The sequence below is a fragment of the Marinobacter alkaliphilus genome (genome assembly GCF_055394375.1).
On record NZ_AP043751.1, the window covers coordinates 2,201,863 to 2,222,312 of the forward strand.

Below are 20,450 nucleotides of genomic sequence, written 5' to 3' on the forward strand. Positions count from 1 at the left end.
CTCCGGGATTCCTGCGGAAATTTATGACCGAGAAAATACAAGACACGGCTCAGGGCGGAAAAGTAGGCTTTATCAGTCTGGGGTGCCCCAAAGCACTGGTAGACTCAGAGCGTATCCTGACTCAATTACGGCTGGATGGTTATGAGGTGGTGCCTACCTACAACGATGCCGACATTGTAGTGGTGAACACCTGTGGGTTTATTGATGCGGCCAAGCAGGAATCCCTGGATGCCATCGGCGAAGCCATCAGCGAAAACGGCAAGGTGATTGTGACCGGGTGCATGGGTGTGGAAGCGGAGAAAATTCGCGAGACCCATCCCGGGGTGTTGGCGGTGTCTGGCCCTCAGGCCTATGAGGAAGTTGTGGGCGCCGTGCACCAGTTTGTGCCGCCGAAAAAAGACCACGACCCTTTTGTGGATCTGGTGCCGCCACAGGGCATTAAGCTTACGCCAAGGCACTATGCTTACCTGAAGATATCCGAAGGCTGTAACCACAGTTGTACCTTCTGCATCATCCCGGACATGCGCGGCAAGCTGGTCAGCCGTCCGATCGGCGATGTGATGGATGAAGCCAAGCGGCTGGTGGATGCCGGCGTTAAAGAGCTGCTGGTCATCTCCCAGGACACCTCCGCCTACGGCGTGGATATCAAGTATCGAACCGGTTTCTGGCAGGGCCGCCCGGTGAAAACGAAGATGCAGTCCTTGTGCGAGGCGCTGGGTGAGATGGGCGTGTGGGTGCGGTTGCACTACGTCTATCCGTACCCCCACGTGGACGACATCATCCCGCTGATGGCCGAAGGCAAGATCCTGCCGTACCTGGACATCCCGTTCCAGCACGCCAGCCCGAAAGTACTCAAGGCCATGAAACGCCCGGCTCATGACAGCAAGACACTGGAGCGCATCAGGACCTGGCGTGAAATCTGTCCGGAACTGACCATTCGTTCAACCTTTATTGTCGGCTTCCCGGGTGAAACCGAGGAAGATTTCCAGTACTTGCTGGATTGGCTGGATGAGGCGCAATTGGACCGCGTGGGTGCGTTTACTTACAGCCCGGTTGAGGGCGCCAGGGCCAATGAGCTGGAAGGTGCCGTACCGGAAGAGGTCAAGGAAGAGCGACTGGCCCGCTTTATGGCAAAGCAGGCGGAGATTTCAGCTGCCCGATTGCAGGCCAAAATCGGCAAGACGATTGATGTGCTCATCGATGAGGTTGATGAGGAAGGTGCGATAGGTCGCTCGAAGGCGGATGCGCCGGAGATTGATGGCATGGTTTACCTGAACGACGAAACCGATTTGGTTCCCGGTCAGATTGTGCAGGCCGTTGTGGAGCACGCTGACGAACATGACCTTTGGGCTCGTTTGGTCTGACTTTTGTCGCGGTTTTTGGGCTTCGGCTCTAGCCTGCCAGTTTGGGAGCAGGGCGTGTTTGGTGTCCCTTCCCAAAAAACGCTACGAGCACATCCATGTGCGCTTCGCTCCGGCCATCCATGGCCTCCGAGATTTTTGGGAAGGGCCACCAAACACGCCCTCCCGGCCTTGGCGGGTATAGTCTAGAAGTGCTTTTGCTGTCTTGGGGGCGGTCGCAGGCAGATTGTGTGTCTTCACGATGACACCTCCGCAGTTGGGATGCCTTGGCGGGTAGAACCTCCCAAAAATCTGGAGCGCCAGGGATGGCGCGACGAAGCCCTACAGGGACGTATTCACGGGCGTTTTTTGGGAGGTTCTACCCGCCAAGGCAGTTCCTCCCAATCCCGAAGGCTAGGGCCGAAACAAAACGGCCACACCAAAGCCAAAAGTTAACCACCAAGCTTGCGAACAAGAATCTCGTTGAACAGCTTGGGGTTGCCCTGGCCCTTGGAAGCCTTCATCAGAGGACCCATGAAGCCGCCAAGCATCTTCTTGCGCTTCTTAGGATCTTCCTCGCCCTGATACTGGGCCACCTGGTCCGGCATGCCGGCCAGCACCTCGTCGACCATGGCTTCCAGAGCGCCGGTATCGGAGACCTGCTTCAGGCCCTTGGCGTCAATGATCGCATCAACGTCGCCGTTCTCACCTGACCATAAGGCTTCAAAGACCTTCTTCGCACCTGCTGAAGAAACCGTGTTGTCGGCAATGCGGGTAACCAGTGCGCCCAATTGTGCGCCTGAAATCGGAGCTTCGGCTACGGATTTCTCGTCGGCATTCAGGCGGGCGGAGAATTCGCCCTGAATCCAGTTGGCGGCCAGCTTGGCGTCTTTGCCGTGTTCCACGGTTTCTTCGAAGAACGCTGACAGCTTGGCGTCGCCAGACAGCACGCCGGCGTCGTAGTCGTTCAGGCCGTATTGCTCCTTGAAGCGGGCCTTGCGGGCGTCCGGCAGTTCCGGCAGGCGGGCGCGGGCGTCTTCGATGAAGGCGTCGTCGATTTCCACCGGCAACAGGTCAGGACAGGGGAAGTAGCGGTAGTCGTTGGCTTCTTCCTTGGTGCGCATGGACCGGGACTCGTCCCGGTCGCCGTTGTACAGGCGGGTTTCCTGCACAATGCGGCCGCCATCCTCCAGGATATCCATCTGCCGCTCTACTTCATGGGCGATGGCCTGTTCCATGAACCGGAAGGAGTTCAGGTTCTTGGTTTCCGTGCGGGTGCCGAGTTCCTCGGAGCCTTTCGGCTTCAGGGAGATGTTCACATCAAAGCGCATGGAGCCCTGAGACATATCGCCATCACAGATCCCCAGCGAGGTCACCAGGCTATGCAGCTTCTTGGCGAAGGCTACGGCTTCGTCGGCGCTGTTCATGTCCGGTTCCGTCACCACCTCGATCAGCGGCGTGCCGGCCCGGTTCAGGTCAATGCCGGACATGCCGTGGTAGTCTTCGTGCAGGGATTTACCGGCGTCTTCTTCCAGGTGCGCGTGGTGAATGCGTACCCGTTTGGTGCTTCCGTCGGCCAGGTCGATGTCCACGTAGCCTGGGCCGACAATCGGCTGGGCCAGCTGGGTGGTCTGGTAGCCCTTGGGCAGGTCCGGGTAGAAGTAGTTTTTGCGCTCGAAGACCGAGCGGCGGCCGATTTCCGCGTTGGTGGCCAGGCCGAACATCACCGCATAACGGAAGGCCTGCTCATTGGGTACCGGCAGGGTACCGGGCATGGCCAGGTCAACGGCGTTGGCCTGGGTGTTGGGCTCGGCACCGTAGGCGGTGCTGGAGCCGGAGAAAATCTTGGTCTGGGTGGCGAGCTGAACGTGAATTTCCAGCCCGATCACGATATCCCACTGCATGCGTTCGTCTCCTAATCCGGGCTTATTGGGGTTCACGCTGGTGCCAGTCGGTCACCTGCTGGAATTGGTGGGCAGCGTTCAGCAAACGGGCCTCGGAGAAGTAATCCCCGATAATCTGCAGCCCGACCGGCAAGCCGTCGACAAACCCTGCCGGCACCGACATGGCCGGAATGCCCGCCAGGTTGATGGCGATGGTGAACACGTCTTCCAGGTACATGGACACCGGGTCGGTGTTTTTCTCGCCCTGCCTGAACGCAGGTGTCGGAGACACTGGGCTCATCAGCACGTCCACTTCCTTGAACGCATTGATGAAATCCTGCTGGATCAGACGGCGAACCTTCTGGGCCTTCAAGTAATAGGCATCAAAGTAACCAGCGGACAGGGCGTAGGTTCCCACCAGAATCCGGCGCTTAACCTCATTCCCGAATCCTTCCGCCCGGGTGCGGGTGTACATATCCATCAGGTCTTTCGGATCGTCGCAGCGGTAGCCATAACGTACACCGTCAAACCGGGACAGGTTTGCTGAGGCTTCCGCCGGGGCAATCACGTAATAAGCCGCGATGGCCAGCTTCGCGTTGGGCAGGGATACTTCCTTTACCGTGGCGCCCAGCTTTTCATACTCGCGAATCGCGTTGCGAACCTGCTCTTCCATGGCCGGAGACAGTTGGTCGCTGAAGTATTCCTTCGGCAGGCCAATCTTCAGGCCTTTCAGCGGCTCGTTCAGAGTAGCGGTGTAATCCGGTACTTCCCGGTCGATGCAGGTGGAATCCCTGGGATCATGGCCGGCCATCACATTCATCATCAACGCCGAATCTTCCGCCGTACGCGCCATCGGCCCGCCCTGGTCCAGAGACGAGGCAAAGGCAATCATCCCGTACCGGGATACCCGGCCATAGGTCGGCTTCAGCCCGGTAATGCCGCACAGCGCTGCCGGCTGGCGAATAGAGCCGCCAGTATCCGTACCCGTCGCCGCCGGCACCAGCCGCGCAGCTACGGCAGCGGCGGAACCGCCGGAAGAACCTCCTGGCACCCGCTTGTCGCCGCTGGCCAGCCCCCAGGGGTTGGTCACTGCACCGTAGAAGCTGGACTCGTTGGAAGACCCCATGGCGAACTCATCCATATTGGTCTTGCCCAGACAAACCGCGCCGGCCGCCTTGAAGTTTGCTGTCACCGTGGCGTCGTAAGGCGGCACAAAATTCTCCAGCATCCTGGAGCCGCAGGTAGTGCGAATGCCGTTGGTGCAGAAGATGTCCTTGTGGGCAAAGGGCACCCCGGTCCATACCGTGGCCTTACCCGCCGCCCGCATTTCATCCGCCGCTTTCGCCTCGGCCAATGCGCGCTCTTCGGAGATGGTAATAAAGCTGTTGTACTTGCCGTCTTCCTGTTTCAGACGGTCGAGGAACTGTTGAGTCAGCTCTACACTGGAAATCTTGCCGCTCTCCAGTTCCCTGGAAAGTTCTGCTACGGATTTGTTATGCATCATCAATCCCGAAATATGTGATCGTCAGACAACCTGCCGGTTACTAAGCTATTTCAGTTGCCTCAAGGCTCACTCAATGACCTTGGGGACCAGGTACAACCCATCCTCGGTCGCCGGCGCAATCGCCTGAAACGCCTCCCGCTGATTGGTTTCGGTAACCACATCCGGCCGCAGCTTCTGTACGGCATCCAGTGGATGCGCCATCGGCTCCACGGAATCGGTATCCGCTGCACTCAACTGATCCACCAGATCCAGGATATTGCCCAGATCCTTCTCCAGAGCCGAAACCTGCTCGCCGTCCACCTTGATGCGGGCGAGCACGGCAACTTTCTCGATGTCCTCGCGGGAAATGCTCACGTTGCCTCCATTAAAGCGTGTGTGAAAACAATTTAATCCTAAAGAGCCCGAACGACTCTAACTGGCTGATTTTGGCGCTTTTCAGCTGTCCGGGGATGCCTTGGGGAGGGGCTTTCCAAAAATCTGCGGAGCCATGGATGGCGGAGCCGAAGCGCCACAGGGATGTGCCAAAGGAGCGTTTTTTGGAAAGCCCCTCCCCAAGGCATCCTTGCACCCAGAGAAAACAAGCCCGACATATTAGCAGAATCACAACCAAGATTGGCCCCGAAACAGTACCGAAAATGTGAGAATGGTAAGCTGAGAGCCCTGATGTTGCCTTGCCTGAGAATGGCCTCACTGCTAAAGTTGCGTGATTCTTCTACATCCGCAACCGCAACTCTCAGGTTGAAACAACACGAATGTTAATCAAAAGACTCCGAGGCATCTTCTCAAGCGACCTGTCCATCGACCTGGGCACCGCCAACACCCTAATCTACGTGCGTGAACGCGGAATCGTACTCAACGAACCCTCCGTTGTTGCCATCCGCACCAGCGGCTCCCAGAAAATGGTGGCTGCTGTGGGTTCCGAAGCCAAGCGCATGCTCGGCCGTACCCCCGGCAACATAACCGCCATCCGCCCAATGAAAGACGGTGTGATTGCGGATTTCGTTGTTACCGAAAAAATGCTCCAGCACTTCATTCATAAAGTGCACGAAAACAGTTTTATTACTCCCAGCCCCCGCGTACTGGTGTGTGTGCCCAGCAAGTCCACACAGGTGGAGCGCAAGGCCATCCGTGAGTCTGCCCTGGGCGCGGGTGCTCGTGAAGTGTTCCTGATTGAAGAGCCCATGGCCGCGGCCATTGGTGCAGGCCTGCCGGTTGAAGAAGCCAGCGGCTCCATGATTGTCGATATCGGTGGTGGGACTACGGAAATCGCCATTATTTCCCTGAACGGCATCGTTTACGCTGAATCGGTGCGGGTTGGCGGCGACAAGTTCGACGAAGCCATCGTTACCTATGTGCGCCGCAACTATGGCAGCCTGATCGGCGATTCCACCGCCGAGCGGATCAAACATGAAATCGGTTGCGCCTATGAAGGCCTGGATATCCGCGAGATTGATGTGCGTGGTCGCAACCTGGCAGAAGGTGTGCCCCGTGCGTTCACCCTGAACAGCGAAGAGATTCTCGACGCGTTGCAGGAATCACTTGCCCAGATCGTGCAAACCGTCAAAAGCGCGCTTGAGCAGTCTCCACCTGAGCTGGCGTCTGATATCGCTGAGCGCGGAATCGTGCTTACCGGTGGTGGTGCACTTCTGCGAGGCCTCGACAAACTTATCAGTGAAGAAACCGGTCTGCCGGTGATCATCGCCGAAGACCCCCTGACCTGTGTTGCCCGTGGTGGCGGCAAGGCGCTGGAAGTCATTGATCGCGGTGGCATCGGAATGTTCTCCCAGGAGGGTTAATCCCGTGGGAGGGCTAAGCCATTAAAACCATCTTTGTCCAGGGGCCGGTACCCGGCTTCAGACTCTTTCTTGTGATTCTGGTATCGGCAGCGTTGATCGCTGCCGATGCCCGTTTTGACAAGCTCACACCTGTTCGCAGTACTCTCGCCACCGGCCTGGCTCCGGTATACTGGCTGGGTAATGCCCCCTACCGATTCAGTGACTGGTTCTCCGGGCTCTTTGTCAGCCGTGAAGACCTCCAGAGTGAAAACGAAGAACTCAAGGCCCGAATGCTGATACTCGAGCGGCGTGCGCTGAAATATGCGGCGTTGGCGTCAGAGAATAACGAGTTGCGCCGGCTGCTTAACTCCTCTGAAGTGTTGGATGACCGGGTGATCGTGGGCGAAGTGGTGGGTGTCTCGCCCGATCCGTTTTCCCACGAGATCATCATCAACAAAGGCCATAGCGACGGTGTGACCACCGGGCAGGCTGTACTGGATGCCGAAGGTTTGATGGGGCAGATAGTGCAGACCAGCCAGTTCACCTCCCGTGTGTTGCTGGTGTCGGACAGTAGCCATGCGGTGCCCGTCGAAGTGGTCAGAAATGGCTTGCGTTCGGTGTTATTGGGCAATGGTGAAGTCAATCAGCTGGATCTGGTGCATGTGCCGGATACTGCCGATATACGGGAAGGCGATACCCTGGTCAGCTCCGGCCTTGGTGGCCGTTTCCCCCGGGGCTATCCGGTGGCTGAGGTCAGCCAGATCACCAAGGAACCAGGGGAACCCTTCGTGACGATTCGGGCCAGGCCCATGGCCAGACTGAACCAGAGCCGGCTTGTGCTGGTGGTGTTTCAGCCTGAGTCCCGGGAGCGCCGCGAGTCTGCGGAACCGCAGACCACGGAAGAGGAGGCCAACTGATGCTGTCGGTCATTAGCTACCCGCTGTTTTTCGTGACCGTTGTGCTTGCGCTGGTGTTGAGTATATCCCTGTTCCCGGTAGGCTGGTTTGAATTCCGTCCGGAATGGCTGGGTTTGGTGGTTTTTTACTGGACCTTCCGTGCACCGGCGCAGTTTGGGATTCTGATGGCCTGGTGTCTCGGGCTATTACTGGATGTGCTTGAGGCCACCCCCCTGGGCACCAATGCGCTGGGTATGGCACTCATTGCTTTCCTGGTGCTGACCATCCATCAGCGCTTGAGAATGTACCCGCTACCGCAACAATGCCTTATGGTCTTCCTGTTGTTGGGCATCAACCAGATGCTGGTGCACTTCATCAAACAACTGCTGGGCGCCGATACGGCGGGGTTCAGTTACCTGTGGCCAGCATTAACCAGTGCGGTCGCCTGGCCCTTTGTCAGTGGCCTGCTGGACCGCCTGAACCGGAAGCTGGGCTAGCACCATGAAGACACTGATTCTTGCATCCGCCTCTCCTCGCCGGGCTGAGCTGCTACAGCAAATCGGGCTGACGTTCCAGGTGCAGCCCGCGGATATTGATGAAACCGTGGCCGAGGGTGAGTCGGCGGAGCATTATGTGGAACGCCTGGCTCGTGAGAAGGCGTTAAGAGTGGCCGGTGAGAATCCTGACGCACTGGTTCTGGGCTCGGATACCTCGGTGGTCTTGCAAGGTAAGATTCTGGGGAAACCGGTCGATGCGGCGGAGGCAAAAGCCACACTGGCCCGGTTGTCTGGCCAGCAACACCAGGTGATGACGGCGGTGGCGCTGGCGCGGGGAGAGGTCTGCCAATCGCACCTGTCGGTCACCAACGTGACCTTTCGAAGCCTTTCCGAGGCCGAGATCCGGGCCTATGTTGATAGTGGCGAGCCCATGGATAAGGCCGGTAGCTACGGCATTCAGGGCCTGGGTGGTATCTTTGTCCAGGAATTGCAGGGCAGCTATAGCGCGGTGGTGGGTTTGCCCCTCCTGGAAACCGCCGGGTTGTTGGCAGAGGCCGGTTTTCCGGTCTGGCAGAACTGGCCGAGTTGTAAGGAGAGCCAAACATGAGCGAAGAAATTCTCATCAACGTTACGCCGGTGGAAACCCGGGTGGCGTTGGTCGAAAACGGCATGCTTCAGGAAGCTTACATCGAGCGGACCAGCCGCAAGGGTATTGTTGGCAATATCTACAAGGGTAAGGTGGTTCGAGTGTTGCCGGGCATGGAAGCGGCGTTTGTGGATATTGGCCTGGAGCGGGCCGCATTCATACACGCCTCGGATGTTGCCTGCAGTCAGTCCGGGCCGGAGGAGCCTTCGGATGGCCCGAAAACCGTGCCGGATATCCGCACCCTGTTGCGTGAGGGGCAATCGCTCGTGGTTCAGGTCACCAAGGACCCCATCGGCACCAAGGGAGCCAGGTTGACGACCCAGCTTTCTATTCCTTCCCGGTACCTGGTGTTTATGCCGGGGGTCAGCCATATTGGTATTTCCCAGCGGATTGAGGACGACAACGAGCGCACTCGGCTGAAGACCCTGATTGAAGAGGCGGCTGAACAGAGCGACGACGTTCAGGGTGGCTATATTATCCGCACGGCAGCGGAAGCGGCGGCGGCTGAAGACCTGATCGCCGATATGGCCTACCTGCATCGGCTTAGCCAGTCCATACAGGATCGGATTGGTAGCGCGCCCGCACCGTCCGTGGTCTACCAGGATCTGCCATTGTTCATTCGCACCATTCGGGATCTAATCCGGCCGCAGACAGAAAAAGTGCGCATCGACAGCCGGGAAAGCTACCAGCGGGTAATAGAGTTTGTGCAGGAGTTCGTCACGGAATTCGCCGACAAGGTTGAATACTATCCCGGTGAGCGGCCGATTTTTGATCTGTATTCGGTCGAGGATGAGATCCAGAAGGCCCTTAGCCGCAAGGTGCAGCTGAAATCCGGTGGTTACGTCATCATCGACCAGACCGAAGCGATGACCACCATTGATATCAATACCGGCGCGTTTGTCGGCCACCGGAATCTGGAAGAAACCATCTTCAAGACCAACCTGGAGGCCGCCCGTGCCATCAGCCGGCAGCTGAGGCTCAGAAACCTCGGTGGTATCATCATCATAGACTTTATCGATATGGACGACCCGGAGCACCAGCGCCAGGTACACAGGATGCTGGAGAAGATGCTCGAGCGGGATCATGCCAAAACCAAGATCACCGGTGTCTCGGAACTTGGCCTGGTGGAGATGACCCGAAAACGCACCACAGAAAGCCTTGGGCAGGTGCTGTGCGAGCCTTGCCCGATCTGCGATGGACGGGGCTTCCTGAAAACGGCAGAGACCGTCTGCTATGAGATTTTCCGCGAGATTCTCCGGGTGAACCGGGCCTATGAAGCTGAGAACTATCTGGTGATGGCGTCACAGAAAGTGGTTGATCGTCTGCTCGACGAGGAATCCGACAATGTCGCAGACCTCGAGACCTTTATCAGTAAGACCATACGCTTCCAGGTAGAACCCTTCTACAGTCAGGAACAGTACGATGTGGTCCTGCTCTGACGCCCGCTGAACCGGGCTGTCGAAGGAGTATCGATTACGATGCAAGGCCGTGAACAGGAGCAAGCTCAGCAGCAGCGCCGGGGCGCCGGCAAGCTGGCGCAGTTACTGGAGCACCTGGCAAACGGAGTCTGGTGGTTTATCTTCGCCTTGCTGGTGGTGTTTGCCCTGTACGTTGGATTGGGGAGACAGCTGACCAGTAATATCGATCGTTTCACCGGCGAGCTTTCCGGGCAACTCTCTGATCGTACCGGGCTGGATGTCCGCGTTGGTCATCTTTCCTCCCGTTGGCATTGGCTTGACCCGGCGGTGACCGCCTCTGATCTGACCGTTCACCATCCTGAAACTGGCCAAGCCATTGCTGAGCTTGAGCACTTGCGACTGCGTCTGGATTTTCTGTCATCGGTACTGCGATTCCGGTTGGTGTTCGAGGACTTCGAGGCCGATGGCTTAACCGTGAGCCTGGCCCGACGGTCCGGCCTGGACCTGCTCGAGCCGCCGGATGAGCTGACCGACCTGACCCGCCCCGGTGGCCAGGACCTGCAAACCTGGCTCAGGCTGGCCGGGCGCTGGCTGTCTGATCCGCGGCTGACCATGACCCGGATCAGCCTTGGCATTGATGATGGTTCAGGCAATACCCGGCATTTCGATATTCCCCAACTGGACCTGGTCTACCGCCGTGGTTTGTTTCAGGCCTCGGGCAGGGCCATGCAGCCAGGAACCACGACCCAGCTCGCCAGTTTTGCCCTTGTGGGGCAGCACTTTTTCCGGGGCGAATTTACCGGCCAGTTGTATGTGGATGTCGATTCCGGGCGTCTGTTTGATGGTCTGGTGGACGATCTGAGTTGGCGCGGTCTTCGTGTAGAGGGGGCAGATCTGGGCGGGCGTGCCTGGCTGACCTTTGACAGCGGTGAGCTGGAGCAGGTTCAGGGGATGGTGCAAACGCCCTATTTGCAGCTCGGGGTCAATATGGAGTCGCTGGCTCCCCTGGAGAGTATCCAGGCTCGTTTTGGCTGGCGCCGGGATGGTCCCTTACAGCTCCAGCAACTGCAGTGGCAGTGGCTGGACCACGATGTCCAACCCTTTGGATTGCGCCTTGAGCCCGATTCCGGAGGTAATATCCTGATTGCCGATGGCGTGCCGCTGGCACCGATCCGGCGGCTTGTGCAGAACCTTCCGTTGCTTCCGGCCGTGGCCAATCATGCGCTAGAGCAATACCGGCCATCCGGCTACCTTGACGACGTGATCCTGACGCTGCCGGAAGATCCGGCCGGCTTCCAGCTGTCCGGTCGATTGCGGCAGGTGTCGGTTGAGGCCGCGCAAGGGGCGCCGGCCGCCCGTGGGCTTGATGGTCATATCCTGATGACGGCGCATTCAGGCCATGTAACCCTCGATACCACCGGGCCCGCCTACCTGGGCTTCCCAAAACTCTATGAGGCTGGCTGGCCGCTGGATTCGATGGCTGGCACGGTATCCTGGGAGCTGGCCGGCCCGATAACCCGTGTATTTGCCGACGATCTCCGATTTACCTACGCCGACCGTACAACACTCACCGGAGCGTTTGATTTAAGGCTGGATCGGTTTGGCGAAGACAACCTGGGCTTGCGCGTTGGCGTTGAGAACGGCGATGCGTCCATGCTCGCAGATTTTGTCCCGGCCAAGGTGGTGGACCCGGGGCTCTATCAGTGGTTAACCACCGCCATTATCGAAGCCGATATCACCGCCGGTGAGTATTACGGTCACGGCCGGATCGATTCCGGGGCACCCCGGGGATCGTTTGTCTCATCCATGTGGTACGAGTTCGACCATGGTGTTGTCCGTTACGACGAACGCTGGCCGGAAGTGCAGAGCGCCCGTGGCCGGGTTGAGGTTCAGAATGCAGACACTCTGGTCACTCTGGAACAGGCACTGACAGGCGGGCTGGAACTGCGCTCGGGCGTCGTAAGGGTTGTGCCGGGAGATGGCGAGGGGCCGACTCGCGTAAGGGTTGATGCACAAGCCGATGTGCCAGGTGAGCGCGTGCCGTTCTGGATGACCGAGACACCGCTTGGCGACATGGCCGGAATGGCCGCCACAGAGCTGGATTATCAGGGGCTCTACCGGTTAGCCCTGAATATTGATCTGCCACTGGGGGCTGGTGAGCAGACAGCGGTGAACGCACGGGTGGCAACGTCCGGAGCCAGGATCTCCTACCCGGCAGCGGGATTGGTCTGGGCAGGAATCGAGGGCGAGGTCCGCTACGATACCCGTCGGGGGTTTTCCGGAGAGCCTCTTCTGGCGGAGTTCTTCGGGCAACCGGTGACTGTTGAGTTTGAACAATCAGAACAGGGCCCGGCAGGTAAGGGCGCAGCCTTGTCTATTCGTCAGACCGGCCGGGTTCCATTGCCGTCGTTTTTGCATCAGTTCGGGTTGCCGGAGGGCTCCGCACTCGGGATGTCGGGCAGCCTGGATTATTCGGCACAGCTGAGCGTGTCGGATGAGCGCGCTTCCCGGATAACGGTATCCTCCGATTTTCAAGGCCTGGCACTGGACTGGCCGCAGCCTCTGGGTAAGGGAGAGTCGGATCAGGCCCGGTTGCAGGCATGGATAGACCCTACCGAAAATGAGGGTGTCCGTGTGACGGGGGACTGGCAGGACCGGTTGGCCTTTGATCTGCTGTGGAAATCGTCGGGCTTTGAGCTGGGACTCAGTGAACTGAACCTGGCGGGGCACAGTCTCAGGAATATCCAGATCGATGCACTGGATCTGGGAGATCGTTGGGTGTTCAACACGGAATCTGATCGGGTTCAGGGCAGGGTGATGGTGCCCACGCAGGGAACGATTGAAGCCGATCTGCAACGACTCAGTCTGATGCGCTCAGATACCGGGGGTGAAGACCAGGAGGACCGGCAGATATTGACCCTGGAGGAGCAACTGGAAGCGTTTCGAGCTCTGGACGTGGGGAGCTGGCCCGATATTGATGTGACCATCGCGGACCTCAGGCTGGGCGATGAGTCTGCCGGCCGCTGGCAGTTCGCCATGCGGCCGCAGCCGTTCCACCTGAACATCGAGGAAATTGAAGGGCAACTGGAGACGCTGGCGCTCACCGGCAGAATGAGTTGGAGTGTGGTTGATGATCGCGAAACCAGCCGATTTGTCGGAACCCTTTCAGGCGGCCGCCTCCGGGAGCTGGAGGCACTGACCGGTGCGCCGATTCCAATGAATAATGAGCAGACCCAGGTTGACCTGGATCTGGACTGGCCCGGCCGACCGGATGAATTTGCCCTGAAGCAGCTCAGTGGCCAGCTCAGTGTCCGCCTGGATGACGGCGTCATTTTGGAGCAAAGTGGCTCAGCCCAGTTGTTCAGAATTTTCAACCTGCTCAACACCGACACGCTCTGGCGCCGGCTGCGCCTGGACTTCTCGGATCTTTATGAGCGGGGCATTGCGTTTGATGCCATTTCCGGCAAGGCTGTCATTGTAAACGGGCTGGTTACCCTGGACCCAGAGCTGCAACTGGTGGGGCCTTCGGGGGCTTTCAAGATGAGTGGATCCACCAATATGGCCGATGAGAGCCTGGATATGCGGTTGGTGCTGGTGCTTCCGGTTACCCAGAACCTGCCCCTGGCTGCCATACTGATGGGAGCGAGCGCCCCCATTGGCGGCGCACTCTTTGTCCTGGATAAAATTCTGGGTGACCCATTGAGCAAGTTGACCAGCGCCACTTACAGTGTCACCGGTAGCTGGAGCGAACCCAAAGTGGAGCTACGACGGGTTTTCGATACGGGTGAATAGAGGAGTCGGAGCATGACCCAAGTTGCAGCGATTCAGATGGTCAGCGGTCACAACCTGGCCGGTAACCTGGCCGAGGCTGAGGCCCTGTTGCGTGATGCTGCCGCCCAAGGTGCGAAAGTGGCAGTATTACCTGAGAATTTTGCGGTTCTGGCCACTGCTCAGATGCGCGAGTGCGGTCGGCAGGAAAGTGGCGGTGAATCGGTGATCCGCCGCTTTCTTTCAGAACAGGCCGAGAGGTTGGGGCTATGGATTGTAGGTGGTTCCATGCCACTGGCAACACGACCCGATGGTTCTGATGTTCCCGACAGGGTGCGTGCAAGCTGCATTGTCTACAACGATCAGGGCGAGGAAGTTGCCCGTTACGACAAAATTCACCTGTTTGACGCCATGGTAGAGGATTCCCATGGCCAATACCGGGAGTCGGATACCTTCGAGCCAGGTGACCAGGTGGTTACCGTGGATACTCCCGCCGGCCGGCTGGGGATGGCTGTGTGCTACGACTTGCGGTTTCCTGAACTGTTCAGGGCGCTGCGGGAACAGGGTGCCGAGTGGGTGTGCCTGCCCAGCGCCTTTACCTGGCAAACTGGAGACGCCCATTGGCACCCACTGATTAAAGCCAGGGCCATCGAGAACCAGGTTTGGGTGGTTGCCCCCGGCCAGGGGGGGCAAAACAGTGAGCGACGCAAGACTTATGGCCACAGTTTGATCTGTGACCCCTGGGGCAGGGTGGTGACGGAACTGGATGAGGGCCCAGGCCTGGTTGTGGCAGACCTGGATATGGAAAAACTGAACCAGGTTCGGGCCAGAATGCCGGTCTGGGAGCACCGCCGTCTTTAACTTAGAACTCCGCTCAGCGGGTTGCTTTACTGCTCTGCGTCGTCAATCCATTCCCGGAGGGCCCGGAACAGTTTTCGGGCCTGACCGGTATTTTTCTGTTTCTCCACTTCCTTGCGGGCATTTCGAACCAGGTTGCGCAGGTGCTGCACGTCCGCCGCCGGGCAATAATCGATGAACTCCCCCACCACCTTGTCGCCTTCGGAGATCATCCTGTCGCGCCAGCGCTCGGCCAGGTGATGCCGGCGGGTGTGCTCCTCACTGCCGGCATTGAATGCACCGATGGCACGAGCCAGTGCTTCCGGGTCATCCTCCTGCCGGATGATCTTGCCAATGTATTGCAGGTGTCGGCGGCGTGCTTCGCGCTGATTAATGCGCCGTGATTCCACGATGGCAGCCTTCAGGGTGTCGCTGATGTCCAGTGACGCCAATTGCTCGTCATTGAGATCCAGCATCTGTTTACCCAGGTCCTGGAGCGCATGCATTTCCCGCTTGATCTGGGATTTGCTCGGGCCGAAATCTTCTTCGAGCTCCTCGTGGTGCGGGCGGTTATCGGATTGGCTCATGGTGGGCTCCTCAAGCGTAGAAAATGGTGGCCAGTCCGAGAAAGGCCATAAAGCCGACAACGTCGGTAACCGTGGTCAGGATGACGCTACCCGCCAGAGCAGGATCAATATTCCTTGACTTGAGGAACATAGGCAGCACTGTGCCTACCAGTGCGGCGGCCACCAGATTTATGATCAGTGCCGCAGCAATCACGGCGCCAATGAGCCAGTCCTGAAACCAGGCTATAGCGGCGGCAGCCACCACGAGAGCCCACAACAGTCCATTCAGTACACTGGACAGAAACTCCCGGTTGAGCAGCCAGCCAACGTTCGCACCGCTGATCTGCCCCACAGCCATGCCACGGATGACCAGCGTCAGGGTTTGACTTCCAGCGATGCCACCCATGCTGGCGACAATGGGCATCAGCACCGCCAGGGCGACTACTTTGGCGATGGTCTCCTCGAATAACCCGATCACTGCGGAGGCGGTAAAGGCTGTAATAAGGTTAATGCCAAGCCAGACCGCACGCCGGCGCGTGGTTTTCATTACGGGTGCGAAGGTATCTTCGTCTTCGTCAAGACCGGCCATACTCATCAGGGAGTGATCAGCGTCTTCCCGGATAACGTCGACCACGTCATCAATGGTGATCCTGCCCAGGAGCTTATTGTCGTCACCCACCACCGGAGCAGAGATCAGGTCGTAGCGCTCGAACAGGGTGGCCACCTTGGTGTCGGACAGGGTGACCGGAATCGGCTCGATATCGGTGTCCATGACTTCCCGCACCGTGGAAGCCGGGTTGGACACCAGCATGCGGGTGATGGACAACATGCCAATGAATTCGTCCCGCCGGCTGACCACAATCAGGCTGTCGGTCATGGGCGGCAGGCTGCGGTGGCGGCGCAGGTACCGCAGCACCACGTCAATACTGATATCCGGCCTTACCGTAATGGTGTCGGTATTCATCAAGCCGCCGGCGGTGTCTTCCGGGTAGGAGAGCACTTCCTCTACCCGTTGCCGGTCTTGCTCGTCCATGGTGTCCAGGACTTCCTGGATCACCGTATCTGGCAGCTGCTGGAGCAGGTCGGCCAGGTCGTCGGATTCAAAATCCTCAATGATATCTGCCAGTTCCTGAGCGTTCAGCTGGCTCAGGAAGTAGGCCCGGATGTCGTCACCGAGATATTGGAGTACTTCCCCTTCCAGTTGCTTATCGACCAGGTTCCACAGCAGGGCGCGTTGGCGAGGCGGGGAGGATTCCAGGAGGTGTGCGATATCGCTGGGGCTCAGGCCGCCGTTAAGGATGCGGGCAACCTGTTTGAGCGCGCCACTGTCCAGGGCCTCACTGAGGGAGCGAAGGCGCTGGCGGGCCTGACTTTTTTCCAGAATATCGGTCATGAAACCACCTGCGATCAGAAAACCGTCGCATTATAGCGGAGTTAGCGCCGTCAGGTGAGAAAGGATTGTAGGTGAATGACGAACCAGGGTGTGCTTAACCCCCCTCGCCGAAATAATCACCGATCAGTTCTACAAGTGCCTCGATGGCTTCCTGCTCATCAGGGCCGTCGGCGACCAGTTCAATATCCGTGCCCTGGCTGGCAGCCAGCATCATCACCTGCATGATGTTCTTGGCATCCACGTCCCGGCCCTTGCCGCGTATCCGCACCTGGCTGTCAAAGCCGGAGGCGGTGGCCACCAGCTTGGCGGTGGCTCGGGCGTGCAGGCCCAGTTTGTTGATGATGGTGACAGGGCGGCAGATCATGTTGGATCAGATCTCCCCTCGGGCCTGGAGGTGGGGAAGTTCAGTATGACGAACCTGCACATTGTTGTATCGGGTGCGGAAGTGCTGGCCCAGTTGCTCGCAGACATAGACGGAACGGTGCTGGCCACCGGTACAGCCAATAGAAATGGTCATGTAGCTGCGGTTGCTGTCGGCAAACGAGGGCAGCCAGGTATCCAGGAAGCGGATCAGGTCGTCCACCATTTGCCCGGTGAGAGGTTCCCGCTCGAGAAACTCGATAACCGGCTGATCGGTACCGACGTATTTGCGCAGGCTGGTATCCCAGTATGGGTTGGGCAGGCAGCGCACATCGAAAACGTAATCGGAATCGACCGGTACGCCATGCTTGAAACCGAATGACTGGAACAGCAGTGCAAGCTCCTGATCCTTGCGACCGACCACTCGCTGTTTGACCATGTCGCGCAGTTCATACATCGACATGCCGGTGGTGTTGATGTATAGGTCTGCCAGTTTTGACAGCGGTTCCAACAGTGCCTTTTCGTTGGTGATGGCTTCTCGGAGGGAGGTGCGGTCGTCGCTCAGCGGGTGCTTCCGGCGTGTGGCGTGGAACCGCTGCAACAGGGATTGTTCATCGGCATCCAGAAAGATAATCTCGACAACGACTCCCGCATCGCGAAGCTGGCGATAGATTTGTTCGAAGTTGGCCAGTTCGGCAGACAGGTTGCGGGCGTCGATGCTGACGGCCATTTTCCGGAGCCGCCCCGGCGTTTCCTGTTGCGCCGCTTCCCGGGTCAGCGGGAACAGCAGTCCGATGGGAAGGTTATCAATGCAATAAAAACCCAGATCTTCGAGCACATGCAACGCGGTACTCTTACCGGACCCGGATCGGCCACTGACGATGATCAGTTTCATGATGGACGCTCCTGCCTGCTTCTGTTGGTGCTAATGCTTATCAGGATGCCGCGGTCATGCGCTGGTAAAGGGATGCTGCATCCTGGCATTGGCGAAGCTGTTCGCAGAACCCGTTGTCGTTGAATTTCTCGGCCAACTGGCTTAACAGCTCCAGATGTTCACTGGTGGCTTCTTTGGGCACGATCAAGGCAAACACCAGGTCGACCGGCTGATTGTCGATAGCATCGAAGTCGATGCTCTCTTCCAGTGTCATCAGCACGCCGATCACACGGTCCAGCCCCTCCAGCCGGCAATGGGGTATGGCAATACCCTGGCCGATACCGGTGCTGCCAAGCCGCTCGCGAGAAACCAGATTGTTGAAAATCTCGGTGTCGCTGAGGATTTCATCCTGATGATGAATATGCTCTGCGATGGTTTCCAGTACCCGCTTTTTACTGGAGGCTGGCACTCGGCACAGCGTCAGTTCGGGAGCCAGAATGTTGTCGATGGTCAGGGATGTATCGCTCATGGATCGACTGTGATTCCGTAAAAAAAAGGCTGCGGCCGGTATTGCCCGCCGCAGCTCGTATCATTGAAACACCCGGTACGGTGGCGCGATGAGCGCGCTCAGCCGTTGCCGTGCATCCGGTCTACATTCTTTTCTTTGTGCTTGAGGATCTGGCGGTCCAGCTTGTCCACCAGCGAATCAATCGCGGCGTACATATCCTCACTCTCTGCCTTTGCGTGGATCTCGCCACCGATGACATGCAGGGTGGCTTCAGCCATCTGACGTACCTTCTCAACTTGCAGCGTCACCTGACAGTTACTGATGTGGTCAAAGTGACGCTCCAGCTTCTCGAACTTGGTGTTGACGTAATCCTTCAATGCAGGGGTCAGGTCTACGTGATGGCCTGAAATGTTGAGTTGCATAGGCGTCTCCTGTTGTCATCATGCCGGTGTTGCCACCGGGCTGCGTGTCCGGTGCTTCATGCACCGGAAAAAACATTAAACCAGTCGTTTGCGCTCGTTTGAAGGAGGAATGTGCATGGCCTCCCGGTATTTGGCAACGGTGCGCCGGGCTACATTGATGCCCTGTTCTCCAAGCATGGCTGCAATCTTGCTATCGCTCAACGGCTTTTTTGGAGTTTCTTCTGAAATCAGTTTCTTGATCATCGCACGAATAGCGGTGGAGGAACATTCTCCGCCCTCAGCGGTGCTGACGTGGCTGGAGAAAAAGTACTTCAGCTCGAAAATGCCGCGGGGTGTGTGCATATACTTTTGCGTGGTGACCCGTGAAATGGTGGATTCGTGCATTTCCACGGCCTGGGCGATGTCCGAGAGGATCAGCGGCTTCATCGCTTCTTCCCCCTGGTCCAGGAAACCCTGTTGGTGCTCAACAATCCGGGTGGCGACTTTCAGCAGCGTTTCATTGCGGCTTTGCAGGCTTTTAATGAACCACTTGGCCTCCTGCAGTTGATCCCGCAGGTAGGTGTTATCAGCACTGCTATCGGCGCGACGGATCAGTGATGCGTAGCTGGCGTTGACCCGAATTCTCGGGGCGATCTCCGGATTGAGCTCAACACGCCACCGGCCCTCGTGTTTTCGGACGATGACGTCTGGTATCACGTAATCCGGCTCCGCTCGGTCTACCACGTCACCCGGGCGAGGGTTGAGGCTGGTAATCAGGGCCAGAACCTCGCGCAACTGATCTTCCTTGAGTCGGCTGCGGCGCAGCAGTTGCGCGTAATCCCGGTTGCCCAGCAAATGCAGGAACTGGGTAACCACCAGGCGGGCCAGTCGAAGCCAGGGGGTATCTGGCGGCAACTGGTTGAGCTGAATCAGCAGGCATTCCTGCAGGTCCCGGGCGAACACGCCCGGCGGGTCGAAGTGTTGTAGCCGGTGCAGGACCGCCTCTACCTCGTCCAGTTCAAGGGGGTCTTCTTCAGTTTCGTCCTGCAGGCCGGAATGGATTTCCTCAATCGGTGAGGTCAGGTAACCGCGCTCATCCACAGCGTCCATCAGGGCGTGGGCGATTGCCTGGTCACGCTCGCTCATGGGGGTGAGGTTGAGCTGCCATTCCAGGTGGTCCTGGAGGGTCTCGGCTGGTGAATTGCGGGTTTCGAAATCCGACTCGTTCTCGTCGTCCCCTTTGCTGGCTGGCGCCGGTGCAGACTGGTAGATATCGTCCCAGGCGGTGTCTACGGGCAGGTCGTCGGGGATGTTATCCGGGATGTCGTTTTCGGAAGCCCAGTCCGGGCCATTTTCGTTTTCATCCCAGTCAGAGGCAGCCTCGGTGGCTGGTTCATCGTGGTCGGAATCCCGGTCTTTATGTTCGTCCCGGGTGTCGGCATCCGTATCGGGGATGTCAGACTGATCGTCATCCTCGGAGGTTTCCAGCATGGGGTTGGATTCCAGTGCCTGCTGGATTTCCTGCTGAAGGTCGAGGGTGGAAAGCTGAAGCAGGCGAATGGCCTGTTGCAGCTGGGGCGTCATGGTCAGACTCTGGCCCATCTTAAGCTGTAATGAGGCTTTCATAACCATGGCTCAAGATCCATAAATCAAGGGTGTCCCGGTAGTGACGTTGCCTGCTGTCAGGCAAAAAAATTGTTATACGCTGGTTACTTGCCGCTCACTGTTGTCAGTATAAGCAAGTTCTTTGCCGAGTTTACTTGCTACAGATCATCAAAACAATC

Annotated in this window: 18 protein-coding genes; 8 read left to right on the plus strand and 10 right to left on the minus strand. The window is 58.2% G+C overall.

What is annotated here, in order from left to right:
• Positions 1-23: 23 nt before the first annotated feature.
• Positions 24-1,364 (plus strand): 30S ribosomal protein S12 methylthiotransferase RimO, encoded by a 1,341-nt coding sequence (gene rimO / locus ACZ5Q2_RS10070; RefSeq protein WP_432210189.1) that lies wholly within the window; start codon positions 24-26, stop codon positions 1,362-1,364.
• Positions 1,365-1,792: 428 nt separating this feature from the next.
• On the opposite strand, the gene gatB is transcribed toward rimO, so the two are convergent.
• The 3 genes from gatB to gatC form a co-directional block, all read right to left on the minus strand.
• Complete coding sequence (gene gatB, locus ACZ5Q2_RS10075; protein WP_432210188.1) at positions 1,793-3,244, minus strand: Asp-tRNA(Asn)/Glu-tRNA(Gln) amidotransferase subunit GatB; 1,452 nt, start codon at positions 3,242-3,244, stop codon at positions 1,793-1,795.
• Between the two features lie 22 nt (positions 3,245-3,266).
• Complete coding sequence (gatA, locus tag ACZ5Q2_RS10080; protein ID WP_432210187.1) at positions 3,267-4,724, minus strand: Asp-tRNA(Asn)/Glu-tRNA(Gln) amidotransferase subunit GatA; 1,458 nt, start codon at positions 4,722-4,724, stop codon at positions 3,267-3,269.
• Positions 4,725-4,793: 69 nt separating this feature from the next.
• A complete protein-coding gene (gene gatC, locus ACZ5Q2_RS10085; protein ID WP_058092033.1) occupies positions 4,794-5,081 on the minus strand; it encodes an Asp-tRNA(Asn)/Glu-tRNA(Gln) amidotransferase subunit GatC in 288 nt (95 codons plus the stop codon).
• A gap of 398 nt (positions 5,082-5,479) precedes the next feature.
• On the opposite strand from gatC, the gene ACZ5Q2_RS10090 reads away from it, so the two are divergent.
• From ACZ5Q2_RS10090 to ACZ5Q2_RS10120, 7 genes are all read left to right on the plus strand, one after another.
• Positions 5,480-6,523, plus strand: coding sequence for a rod shape-determining protein (locus ACZ5Q2_RS10090; RefSeq protein ID WP_058092032.1), 1,044 nt, complete (start codon positions 5,480-5,482; stop codon positions 6,521-6,523).
• 71 nt (positions 6,524-6,594) lie between these two features.
• Positions 6,595-7,419: a rod shape-determining protein MreC gene (gene mreC, locus ACZ5Q2_RS10095; protein ID WP_286250979.1), complete on the plus strand. Its 825-nt coding sequence runs from the start codon at positions 6,595-6,597 to the stop codon at positions 7,417-7,419.
• Positions 7,419-7,895, plus strand: a complete 477-nt coding sequence (gene mreD / locus ACZ5Q2_RS10100) for a rod shape-determining protein MreD (RefSeq protein WP_072676720.1) — start codon at positions 7,419-7,421, stop codon at positions 7,893-7,895. Before mreC ends, mreD begins: the two co-directional genes overlap by 1 nt.
• A 4-nt stretch (positions 7,896-7,899) precedes the next feature.
• Positions 7,900-8,502, plus strand: coding sequence for a Maf family protein (locus ACZ5Q2_RS10105; RefSeq protein ID WP_230713047.1), 603 nt, complete (start codon positions 7,900-7,902; stop codon positions 8,500-8,502).
• On the plus strand, positions 8,499-9,980 hold the full coding sequence (rng, locus tag ACZ5Q2_RS10110; protein WP_061331537.1) for a ribonuclease G: 1,482 nt from the start codon (positions 8,499-8,501) through the stop codon (positions 9,978-9,980). The genes ACZ5Q2_RS10105 and rng overlap by 4 nt, the downstream gene beginning before the upstream one ends.
• Positions 9,981-10,019: 39 nt before the next feature.
• Positions 10,020-13,751: a YhdP family phospholipid transporter gene (locus ACZ5Q2_RS10115; RefSeq protein WP_432210186.1), complete on the plus strand. Its 3,732-nt coding sequence runs from the start codon at positions 10,020-10,022 to the stop codon at positions 13,749-13,751.
• Positions 13,752-13,763: 12 nt separating this feature from the next.
• Entirely contained in the window at positions 13,764-14,588 is an 825-nt protein-coding gene (locus tag ACZ5Q2_RS10120) for a carbon-nitrogen hydrolase family protein (RefSeq protein ID WP_432210185.1), read from the plus strand.
• 26 nt (positions 14,589-14,614) lie between these two features.
• On the opposite strand, the gene yjgA is transcribed toward ACZ5Q2_RS10120, so the two are convergent.
• The 7 genes from yjgA to ACZ5Q2_RS10155 all read right to left on the minus strand — a co-directional run bounded on the left by yjgA (position 14,615) and on the right by ACZ5Q2_RS10155 (position 20,298).
• Positions 14,615-15,151, minus strand: a complete 537-nt coding sequence (yjgA, locus tag ACZ5Q2_RS10125) for a ribosome biogenesis factor YjgA (RefSeq protein WP_061331535.1) — start codon at positions 15,149-15,151, stop codon at positions 14,615-14,617.
• 10 nt (positions 15,152-15,161) lie between these two features.
• Positions 15,162-16,523, minus strand: coding sequence for a magnesium transporter (gene mgtE / locus ACZ5Q2_RS10130; RefSeq protein WP_061331534.1), 1,362 nt, complete (start codon positions 16,521-16,523; stop codon positions 15,162-15,164).
• Positions 16,524-16,617: 94 nt separating this feature from the next.
• Entirely contained in the window at positions 16,618-16,887 is a 270-nt protein-coding gene (locus ACZ5Q2_RS10135) for an HPr family phosphocarrier protein (RefSeq protein WP_072676726.1), read from the minus strand.
• Between the two features lie 6 nt (positions 16,888-16,893).
• On the minus strand, positions 16,894-17,778 hold the full coding sequence (gene rapZ / locus ACZ5Q2_RS10140; protein WP_072676727.1) for an RNase adapter RapZ: 885 nt from the start codon (positions 17,776-17,778) through the stop codon (positions 16,894-16,896).
• Positions 17,779-17,818: 40 nt separating this feature from the next.
• Positions 17,819-18,286, minus strand: a complete 468-nt coding sequence (ptsN, locus tag ACZ5Q2_RS10145) for a PTS IIA-like nitrogen regulatory protein PtsN (protein ID WP_319634622.1) — start codon at positions 18,284-18,286, stop codon at positions 17,819-17,821.
• A 98-nt stretch (positions 18,287-18,384) separates the two neighbouring features.
• Positions 18,385-18,687 (minus strand): ribosome hibernation promoting factor, encoded by a 303-nt coding sequence (hpf, locus tag ACZ5Q2_RS10150; protein ID WP_432210184.1) that lies wholly within the window; start codon positions 18,685-18,687, stop codon positions 18,385-18,387.
• 75 nt (positions 18,688-18,762) lie between these two features.
• Complete coding sequence (locus ACZ5Q2_RS10155) at positions 18,763-20,298, minus strand: RNA polymerase factor sigma-54 (RefSeq protein ID WP_432210183.1); 1,536 nt, start codon at positions 20,296-20,298, stop codon at positions 18,763-18,765.
• Between the last annotated feature and the right edge of the window lie 152 nt (positions 20,299-20,450).